General features: G+C 59.3%; 8 protein-coding genes. 5 read left to right on the top strand and 3 right to left on the bottom strand.

Features of this window, described 5'->3' with window-relative positions; genetic code table 11:
- Positions 1-22 precede the first annotated feature (22 nt).
- Positions 23-3,748 (top strand): methionine synthase, encoded by a 3,726-nt coding sequence (gene metH, locus DFP86_RS17190; RefSeq protein ID WP_133683559.1) that lies wholly within the window; start codon positions 23-25, stop codon positions 3,746-3,748.
- A 22-nt stretch (positions 3,749-3,770) separates the two neighbouring features.
- On the opposite strand, the gene DFP86_RS17195 is transcribed toward metH, so the two are convergent.
- Positions 3,771-4,319, bottom strand: a complete 549-nt coding sequence (locus tag DFP86_RS17195; RefSeq protein WP_133683561.1) for a YaeQ family protein — start codon at positions 4,317-4,319, stop codon at positions 3,771-3,773.
- 241 nt (positions 4,320-4,560) lie between these two features.
- Between DFP86_RS17195 and DFP86_RS17200 the strand changes: the two genes are divergently transcribed.
- On the top strand, positions 4,561-5,901 hold the full coding sequence (locus DFP86_RS17200) for a DEAD/DEAH box helicase (protein ID WP_133683563.1): 1,341 nt from the start codon (positions 4,561-4,563) through the stop codon (positions 5,899-5,901).
- Here DFP86_RS17200 and DFP86_RS17205 read toward each other — a convergent pair.
- Complete coding sequence (locus tag DFP86_RS17205; protein ID WP_243729432.1) at positions 5,892-6,635, bottom strand: TetR/AcrR family transcriptional regulator; 744 nt, start codon at positions 6,633-6,635, stop codon at positions 5,892-5,894. The genes DFP86_RS17200 and DFP86_RS17205 overlap by 10 nt on opposite strands.
- Between DFP86_RS17205 and DFP86_RS17210 the strand changes: the two genes are divergently transcribed.
- The 3 genes from DFP86_RS17210 (at position 6,606) to hslU (ending at position 9,318) form a co-directional block, all read left to right on the top strand.
- On the top strand, positions 6,606-7,310 hold the full coding sequence (locus DFP86_RS17210; RefSeq protein WP_133683565.1) for a pseudouridine synthase: 705 nt from the start codon (positions 6,606-6,608) through the stop codon (positions 7,308-7,310). The genes DFP86_RS17205 and DFP86_RS17210 overlap by 30 nt on opposite strands.
- 82 nt (positions 7,311-7,392) lie before the next feature.
- The gene (gene hslV / locus DFP86_RS17215) at positions 7,393-7,935 is read left to right on the top strand and encodes an ATP-dependent protease subunit HslV (RefSeq protein ID WP_133683567.1); all 543 of its coding nucleotides are present in this window, start codon (positions 7,393-7,395) and stop codon (positions 7,933-7,935) included.
- A 36-nt stretch (positions 7,936-7,971) separates the two neighbouring features.
- Positions 7,972-9,318 carry an ATP-dependent protease ATPase subunit HslU gene (gene hslU, locus DFP86_RS17220; protein WP_133683569.1) on the top strand — a complete coding sequence of 449 codons (1,347 nt, stop codon included), beginning with the start codon at positions 7,972-7,974 and terminating at the stop codon, positions 9,316-9,318.
- Between the two features lie 148 nt (positions 9,319-9,466).
- Here hslU and DFP86_RS19485 read toward each other — a convergent pair.
- The coding region (locus DFP86_RS19485; RefSeq protein ID WP_208108379.1) for a hypothetical protein at positions 9,467-9,687 on the bottom strand (221 nt) is incomplete at its 5' end.

Here is a 9,687-nt window from a genome sequence, read left to right on the forward strand (position 1 = left end):
AGACCAATATCGGCCGAAATCCATGACAAACCAAAACGCTCACCCGATTCATCGCCAACTTGCCAAACGTATTTTGATCCTGGATGGCGGTATGGGCACCATGATTCAGCGCCATGCACTTGGGGAGGCGGATTTTCGCGGCGAGCGCTTTGCCGACTGGCCGACGGACGTCAAAGGCAATAACGATCTCTTGGTGCTGACCCGGCCGGATGTGATTGCCGGTGTGCATCAGGCGTACCTGGATGCCGGCGCCGACATCATCGAAACCAATACCTTCAACGCCACCCGCATCGCCATGGCCGACTACGGCATGGAGTCGCTGGTGTGGGAAATCAACCATGCCGCCGCCGGTCTCTGTCGGCGCTTATGCGATGCCGCCACGGCGGCGGATCCCGCCAAACCGCGCTTTGTCGCCGGTGTGCTCGGCCCCACCAACCGCACGTGTTCGATCAGTCCCAAAGTCAGCGACCCGGGTTTTCGCAATATTCATTTCGACGAACTGGTTTCGGCCTATCTGGAATCGATCGATGGCTTGGTCAAGGGCGGTGTCGACTTGTTGTTGGTCGAGACGATTTTCGACACCCTGAACGCCAAGGCGGCGGTATTCGCCATCCAACAGTATTTCGACGAGCAAGGGCTGTCGCTGCCGGTCATGATCTCCGGCACCATCACCGACCAATCCGGTCGCACGCTGACCGGGCAGACTACCGAAGCCTTCTACAACAGCCTGGAACACGCCGAGGCCTTGTCCTTCGGACTCAACTGCGCGCTCGGGCCGGACATGCTGCGCCAGTATCTGGATGAGTTGTCCGGGCTATGCGCGACTTATGTCTCGGTGCATCCCAATGCCGGCCTGCCGAATGCCTTCGGCGAGTACGATCTGACGCCGGCCATGATGGCCGATTCGATCCGGGATTGGGCGCAGGCTGGGCTGATGAACATCGTCGGCGGCTGCTGCGGCACCACGCCGGATCACATTGCCGCCATGGCGGCGGCCGTGCGCGACGTGCCGCCACGGCGCTTGCCGGATATCGAGCCCAAGTGCAGGCTCGCCGGCCTTGAGCCACTGAACATCGGCGAGCACGATTTGTTCGTCAATGTCGGAGAACGCACCAATGTGACCGGCTCGCGTGCTTTCGCCAAGCTGATTCTCAACGACGATTACAACGCCGCGCTCGAAGTGGCGCGCCAGCAGGTGGCAAACGGCGCACAGATCATCGACATCAATATGGATGAAGGCATGTTGGATGCCGAGGCCGCCATGGTGCGTTTCCTCAATCTGATTGCCGCCGAGCCGGATATCGCCCGCGTACCGGTGATGATCGACTCATCCAAGTGGAGCGTGATCGAGGCCGGCCTGAAATGTTTCCAGGGCAAGGGCATCGTCAATTCCATCTCGCTCAAGGAAGGCCGCGAAGCATTCGTCCATCACGCCAAGCTACTGCGCCGCTATGGTGCGGCGGTGGTGGTCATGGCCTTCGATGAGGACGGACAGGCCGATACCCTGGCACGCAAGACCGAGATTTGCCGCCGCAGCTACCGGATATTGGTGGACGAGGTGGGCTATCCGCCGCAGGACATCATCTTCGACCCGAATATCTTCGCCGTTGCCACCGGCATCGAAGAACACGCGCGTTATGGGCTCGACTTCATCGAAGCTACCGAATGGATAAGGCAGCATCTGCCTCACGCCAAGGTTTCCGGCGGGGTGTCCAACGTGTCGTTCTCCTTCCGCGGCAACAACAAGGTGCGCGAGGCGATCCACGCCGTATTCCTATACCACGCCATCCAGCGCGGCATGACCATGGGGATTGTGAATGCCGGCGCGTTGGAGGTGTACGAAGAAATCGATCCGGGCTTACGCGAGCGCATCGAAGACGTGATCCTCTGCCGGGTGCCGCGCGACGGTGCCGATGCCACCGAACAACTGATCGCGCTGGCGGAAACCTTCCGCGGCGAGGCGAGCGCCGGCAAGAGCGAAGATCTTGCCTGGCGCAGCCTGCCCGTGGAAAAGCGTATCGAGCACGCGCTGATCAAGGGCATCACCAGCCATATCGTCGAAGATACCGAAGTCCTGCGCCAAACCTTGCCGCGACCGATCAATGTGATCGAAGGGCCGCTGATGGACGGCATGAATGTGGTCGGCGATCTGTTTGGCTCCGGCAAGATGTTCTTGCCGCAGGTGGTGAAGTCGGCGCGGGTGATGAAACAGGCCGTGGCGTATCTGGAGCCGTTCATCGAAGAGGAAAAGCGCCGGTCCGGCGTCGCTGACGCATCATCGAAGGGCATCATCGTGCTGGCCACGGTGAAGGGCGATGTGCACGACATCGGCAAGAATATCGTCGGCGTGGTGCTGCGTTGTAACAACTACGAGGTCATCGACCTGGGCGTGATGGTGCCGGCGCAGAAGATTCTCGACGCCGCACGCGAGCACCGAGCCGACATTGTCGGTCTCTCCGGTCTGATCACGCCGTCGCTGGAGGAAATGAGCCACGTGGCGCGGGAAATGCAGCGCCAAGGCTTCGATCAACCGCTCTTGATCGGCGGCGCCACCACTTCGCGTGTGCATACCGCGGTGAAGATCGCGCCGCACTACAGCGGCCCGGTGGTGTATGTGCCGGACGCCAGCCGCGCAGTTGGGGTGTGCTCCAATCTGCTGTCCGATGAGCTTGCCGATGATTTCAAGCGCAAAGTGGCCGAGGACTATCAGGTGGCGCGTGACATCCATGCCGGTCGCGGCGCGGTGAAGCTGGCGACACTGAACGAAGCGCGAGCCAATCGCCACAATATCGATTGGCCCGCGTATCGGCCGCCCGTGCCGCAATGGCTTGGCGTGCGTCAGTTCACACAGTATTCGTTGGCCGAGATCAGCCGCTATATCGATTGGACGCCGTTTTTCCAGAGCTGGGAGTTGGCGGGGCGCTATCCGGCGATTCTCGACGACGAGGTTGTCGGCGAATCGGCGCGCGCGTTATTGCGCGATGCCAAGGCGATGTTGCAGAAGATCATCGACGAAAACTGGTTGCAAGCTAACGCGGTGGTCGGCCTGTTCCCGGCGCAGTCGGTCAATGGCGAGGATATCCGCATTCTTGACCCGGAAAGCGGTTGCGAACGCATGACCTGGGTCGGTCTGCGGCAACAGTTGCCCAAGGCGCGCAGCGACGCGGCCAAACCCAATTGGGCATTGGCGGATTTCATCGCGCCGGTCGAATCGGGTGTCCCGGACTATATCGGCGCCTTCGCCGTGACCGCCGGTATCGGCATTGAGACGCATGTGGCCCGTTTCGAGGCCGAGCACGACGATTACTCGGCCATTTTGCTCAAAGCCCTGGCCGATCGATTGGCCGAGGCGTTCGCAGAGTTGATGCACAAGCGAGTACGCAAGGAATTCTGGGGGTATGCGGCTGACGAGCTGCTGGATAACGATGCGTTGATCGGCGAGACCTATCGCGGCATCCGTCCGGCGCCTGGCTACCCTGCCTGCCCGGATCATTCGGTCAAGCCGGCGCTGTTCAAGCTGCTCGACGCGCCGGCCATCGGTATGACGCTGACCGAAAACCACGCCATGTTGCCGACCGCTGCGGTCAGCGGTTTCTATTTCAGCCATCCGGATAGCCGTTACTTCGGCGTCGGCAAGATCGACCGCGACCAGGTGGCGGATGTGGCGGCGCGCAAGGGGGAGACGGTCGCTCAGGTCGTGCGGGATCTGGCGCCGAACCTGGGTTACGACGCGGCGGCCGGGCAATAGCCCCGGCCGGCGGGAACAGCCGCTAGCGCCGTTCCTCTTTCAGGATGTCGAGCGTCAGCTGTGCATTGCCCGTGGCGCTCGATAGCCACAGCACCCCATCCTGGATCGTCGCGCTCATCGACATACCACGTTCGCACAGCGCCGACAGCGCTTGCAGCGTGGCCGGCGCGACGCTCAGTACCCGCAGATTGTCGAAGCGGGCATATTTGCTGGCGTTTTGCTGCCACCAGATATCGGCGGCGCGGCCGCCATAACTGTAGACCAGCACATGCTCGGCCCGGCCGCATGCTTTGCGTAGCCGTTTCTCGTCAGGTTCGCCCAGCTCGATCCACACCTCGATCTCGTCCGAGTAGTTCTTCTGCCACAGATCCGGCTCGTCGTCGGTGCTGATGCCTTTGGTAAAGCCCAGGCTGTCGCTGGCATGCAGCGCGAACACGGCCAGACGCAACATCATGCGCTCGATGGTTTCCGAGGGATGTTGCGCCAGCGTCAGCGCGTGGCTGGCATAGTAGCCGCGATCCATGTCGGCGATGTCGAGTTCGGCTTTATAGATGGTGGATTTGAGCGCCATGCGGCTCTTTCCGGTCGAGTCTGAAAGCCTGGAGTGTATAGGCTTTGCCGCTGTTCGACTGTATCTGCATGTACGGACTTGGCAGGATTGAGGTTTTCTTGTCCGACAAATCCCGTTAAACTTGCGCACCCCGCGCAAGAGCCAATTCTGTGTTGGGTTCGTCTCATCTCAATTTTCACCCGTCTGCCTGGATTGGTGTCGCACCCGCTGCGACAGGCCGTCGCTGGAGCTCCTTATATCTATGTCCGACAATCAATTTGCCGCCCTCGGCCTGGCCGACCCTTTGCTGCGCGCCGTGGCTGACACCGGCTATACCAGCCCGACCCCGATTCAACAGAAAGCCATTCCGCTGGTGCTGCAAGGCGGCGACCTGTTGGCCGCGGCCCAAACAGGCACCGGCAAGACCGCCGGTTTTACCCTGCCGCTGCTTCAGCGACTTGCCGACAGATCGTGCAAGCGCGCCGGCCACCCGCGAGCCTTGGTGCTGACGCCGACGCGCGAGTTGGCTGCCCAAGTGGAAGAGGCTGTGCGTATCTACGGCAAATACTTGCCGTTGCGTTCGATGGTGATGTTCGGCGGGGTCGGCTTCAATCCGCAGGCCGCGCAATTGCGTAAGCCGGTGGACATCCTGGTGGCGACGCCGGGCCGTCTGCTCGACCACGTGGCGCAAAAGACCCTGAATCTGAGCGATGTCGAAATCCTCGTGCTGGACGAGGCTGACCGCATGCTCGACATGGGTTTCATCCACGATATTCGCAAGGTGTTGGCGTTGTTGCCGGCCAAGCGGCAAAACCTGTTGTTTTCGGCGACGTTCTCCGATGACATCAAGGCGTTGGCCGACCGCCTGCTCGACAATCCGGGCCTGGTCGAGGTTGCGCGCCGCAATACCGCCAGCGAACAGGTGGCTCAGCGCGTGCACCTGGTCGACCGCGACAAAAAGACCGATCTCTTGACGCACCTGATCAAGGAGGGCAACTGGTTCCAGGTGCTGGTGTTCACTCGTACCAAGCATGGCGCCAACCGCTTGGCTGAGAAATTGACCAAGAGCGGCATCGCCGCAGCGGCGATCCATGGCAACAAGAGCCAGGGGGCTCGCACGCGTGCGCTGGCCGATTTCAAGTCGAGTGCCTTGCAGGTGCTGGTGGCGACCGATATCGCGGCGCGCGGGCTGGATATCGATCAGTTGCCGCATGTCGTGAATTTCGAACTGCCGAACGTAGCGGAAGACTATGTACACCGTATCGGCCGAACCGGCCGCGCCGGTCATACCGGAGAAGCCGTGTCGCTGGTGTGCGTGGATGAATTCAAATTCCTCAAGGATATCGAGAAGCTGATTCGTCAGCCGATCGAGCAGTTCACCATCCCCGGGTTCGAGGCCGATTTGAGCGTTAAGCCGGAGCCGATTCCGATGGGCGGCGGCAACCGTCAGCCGCGCGCACCGCACGGCCGCGGTAATGGTCAGGGTCATACGCAGCCGCGTCAGGCCAAGGCCGGCCCGAATGCCACTCAGCGCAAACCCCAAGCCAATTCTACTGCAGCGCGTACCAACAAGCCGCGTAAACCCGCGCCGCGTCAGGGCTGATCGGGTTCTGCGCCGGTCAATGCCGAGACTGCCAATTGTCGGAAGCGTTCCGACAATTGGCGGTCGCTGACGGCCCGTGCCAGCATCACCGCGCCTAGCATCATGCTCAGCACCGCTTCAGGTGCCAGGTTCGCGGGCCTGCCGTCTTCTTCTGCGAGCCGCAGCAGCATCTGTTCGATTCCATGGCTAAAGGCTTGGCGCGACCTGGTGTCTCGTCTGGCCATTTCTCCTGCCAACGCTGCCGCAAAACAGCCGTTCTCCGGGTGATCCACATGCTGGCGCGACAGATAGTCCCGCACGCGTGCGGCGAAGGGTGTTCCGCCGGTTGGCTGCAACTGATCCCAATTTTTAAGCATCGCGGAGAAGGCATATTCGCAACTGGCCGTTACCAGCGCTTCCTTGTCGGTGAAGTGCGCATAAAAACCCCCATGCGTCATGCCCAAATCCGCCATTAGATTGGCTATTCCGACGCCAGTCAGCCCCTCCGAGCGGTATCTCCTGGCGGAGACGGATAGGATACGTTGACGCGTTTTTTCTTTATCTTCAGGACGATAGCGCATTTTGGTTGCCAAAAAATCTTTATTTATATGATCACCATCATATAAATAAAGAGGTTTGATTTCAATCAGATAGCTTAATAAGAACAAACTTGCCGATGATAACTTCCTGGCGACAGCGCCCGTGCCTGAGCTACCATGCCGGCCATGGAACTCATTAAATTCTTGCAGCAGCAAGGCCTGGGCTCGCGTAAACGCTGCCGCCAACTGATCGACGATCAGCGGGTAGAGATCGATGGCGAGGTAATGCTCGATCCGCGTCGAGCCGTCGTTCCTGCGCAAATCGGCCAATTGCACATCGACGGCGAAGCGCACGAAGTCTTGCCGTTTCCGCTATATGTGTTGCTGCATAAACCGGGCGACTACGAAGTGTCGCACCAACCGTCGCATTACCCCAGCGTGTTTACCCTGTTGCCCGCCGCCATGCAACAGGCCGGTCTGACTGCGGTCGGCCGGCTGGATGCCGACACGACTGGGTTATTGCTTTTGACAACGGACGGACAGTTCGTCCATGCGCTCACCTCGCCGCGCCGCCATGTGCCAAAGCGTTATCGAGTCACAGTCAAACATGCGATCGAGCCTGAGATGGTGGCAAAACTTCAAAGCGGCGTCATATTGAAAGACGATAGTGAACCGGTATGGGCGGATGAGATCTCTGTGCGAGATAGCCATATCCTGGCATTGACTATCTCCGAGGGACGCTACCATCAGGTCAAGCGTATGGTGGCCGCGGCTGGCAACCGGGTCGAAGCGCTACACCGCGAAGCGTTGGGTACGCTGGAACTGGGCTCGCTGGCCGAGGGGAAATGGCGCTATCTGAGCGCCGAGGAGCGACAGGCGCTTGGGTTCTGACTTGTAATCTATTTGCTTGGCTACATTTAATGAGCCATGGCCATGGGCATATCGCCATGGTTTTTCACGACTGGATAATCACATGCAGCAGTTTGACGGAACGACTATCGTGTCGGTGCGCCGTGGGCGTCATGTCGCATTGGGCGGCGACGGTCAGGTCACCCTGGGCAACATCGTTATCAAGGCCAGCGCGCGCAAGATTCGCCGGCTATACCACGACAAGGTGCTGGCCGGTTTCGCCGGCGGTACGGCGGATGCCTTTACCTTGTTCGAGCGCTTCGAAGCCAAGCTGGAAAAGCATCAGGGCCATCTGGTGCGCTCGGCGGTCGAACTTGCCAAGGACTGGCGAACCGACCGCATGTTGCGTCGGTTGGAGGCCATGCTGATCGTGGCCGATACCGAGAACACGCTGATCATCACCGGCAACGGCGATGTACTCGAGCCCGAGCAAGGCATCGCCGCGATCGGTTCGGGCGGCGCTTTCGCGCAATCCGCCGCGCGCGCGCTGTTCGAGAACACCGATCTGGCACCGCAAGTGATCGTTAAGAAATCGCTGGAGATTGCCGGCGATATCTGCATCTATACCAACCAGAATCATCTTATCGAAACACTGGGCGACGAATAATCAGGCCATGGCCGATTGTTCGCGAGGGAGAGGTCCATGACGCACATGACCCCACAAGAAATTGTTCATGAATTGAACAAGCATATTATTGGCCAGGATGCCGCCAAGCGCGCCGTGGCCATTGCGTTGCGCAACCGCTGGCGCCGTCAGCAGGTCGATGAAGCCCTGCGCAACGAAATCACCCCGAAGAATATCTTGATGATCGGCCCGACCGGCGTCGGCAAGACCGAAATCGCTCGCCGTCTGGCCCGTCTGGCCAACGCACCCTTTATCAAGGTCGAGGCGACCAAGTTCACCGAGGTGGGCTATGTCGGCCGCGATGTCGATACCATCATCCGCGACTTGGTGGAAATTGCCATCAAGGATGCGCGCGATGCCGCCATCAAGCGCAACCGCTACCGGGCGGAGGATGCGGCCGAGGAGCGCATTCTCGATGTATTGCTGCCGCGGCCGCGCCAGCATGCCGGCTTTTTTGCCGACGAACCGGCGAACGCCACTGCGGATAAGCCGGAAGATAATGCAACCCGACAGAAATTCCGTAAGATGCTGCGCGAAGGCAGTCTGAACGACAAGGAGATCGAGATCGAGGTGGCCGACGTCATGCCGAAAATGGAAATCATGGCGCCGCCCGGCATGGAGGATTTTTCCAGCCAATTGCAAAGCATGTTCCAGGGCTTCTCCAGCGGTCGTACCAAAGCGCGCAAGATGAAGGTATCGGAGGCAGTGCGCCAGGTCACCGATGAAGAAGCCGCTAAGCTTGTCAATGAAGAAGACTTGAAGCTCGAGGCGCTACGCAATGTCGAGCAAAACGGCATTGTCTTCATCGACGAGATCGATAAAGTGGCAAGCCGGTCCGAAGGGCAGGGCGCCGACGTGTCGCGTGCCGGCGTGCAGCGCGATCTGTTGCCGTTGGTCGAAGGCACCACGGTGACCACCAAGTACGGGATGGTGAAAACCGACCATATCCTGTTCATCGCCTCCGGGGCTTTCCATCTCGCCAAGCCATCGGATTTGATTCCCGAATTGCAGGGACGTTTTCCAATCCGCGTCGAACTGACGTCGCTGTCGGTGGACGATTTCCGTCAGATCCTGACCAACACGGATGCATGCCTGACGCGGCAATATGAAGCGCTGTTGGCCACCGAGGGCGTCGAGCTGTGCTTCAGCGAAAGCGGTATCGTCCGCATGGCCGAAATTGCCTGGTCGGTCAACGAGAGAACCGAGAACATCGGTGCGCGCCGCCTCTATACGGTGATCGAAAAGCTGTTGGAGGAAATCTCGTTCGATGCGCGTCCGGGGCAGTTCCTGATCGATGATGCTTACGTGGACAGCAAGCTGGATGTCTTGTCGCAACGCGAAGATCTGGCGCGCTATGTCCTTTAATTACTGCAAAACGGTAATTTGTAAAAAAAACCGCCCCCAGGGCGGTTTTTTAATGTTCGGCACGATGGAGAAATGTCGAGTTGGCTTGATTTACGGCCTGGAGGAACGGGCTGTTTTAAGGGAAATAGAGACATCGTCAGATAAATATTTATAACAAACAGTGTGTTATGAAATTAACTAGCCATTTTGCGCTTGTTTTTAAAATAATGTGTTGACGAAGGGAATGTCGCGGCGTATAGTTCACCTCCTCAGCTGCAGCAACAAACGCAGCACCGCTCTTTAACAAACAGAACAACCGATAGGTGTGAGTGCCGGGAAGAGCCGACACTTGCACTGCAAGAGACAGAAAGTAACCTTCGGGTTTCTTCG

Origin of the sequence: Paludibacterium purpuratum (assembly GCF_004363805.1) — a bacterium.
In the GTDB taxonomy this organism is placed as follows: Bacteria; Pseudomonadota; Gammaproteobacteria; order Burkholderiales; family Chromobacteriaceae; genus Paludibacterium; species Paludibacterium purpuratum.

Excerpts from the sequence above, each read along its gene's own strand:
- DFP86_RS17195 (WP_133683561.1), bottom strand. The coding sequence starts at position 4,319 with ATGGCGCTCAAATCCACCATCTATAAAGCCGAACTCGACATCGCCGAC.
- DFP86_RS17210 (WP_133683565.1), top strand. The coding sequence starts at position 6,606 with ATGGAACTCATTAAATTCTTGCAGCAGCAAGGCCTGGGCTCGCGTAAA.
- hslU (WP_133683569.1), top strand. The coding sequence starts at position 7,972 with ATGACGCACATGACCCCACAAGAAATTGTTCATGAATTGAACAAGCAT.
- hslV (WP_133683567.1), top strand. The coding sequence starts at position 7,393 with ATGCAGCAGTTTGACGGAACGACTATCGTGTCGGTGCGCCGTGGGCGT.
- DFP86_RS17200 (WP_133683563.1), top strand. The coding sequence starts at position 4,561 with ATGTCCGACAATCAATTTGCCGCCCTCGGCCTGGCCGACCCTTTGCTG.
- metH (WP_133683559.1), top strand. The coding sequence starts at position 23 with ATGACAAACCAAAACGCTCACCCGATTCATCGCCAACTTGCCAAACGT.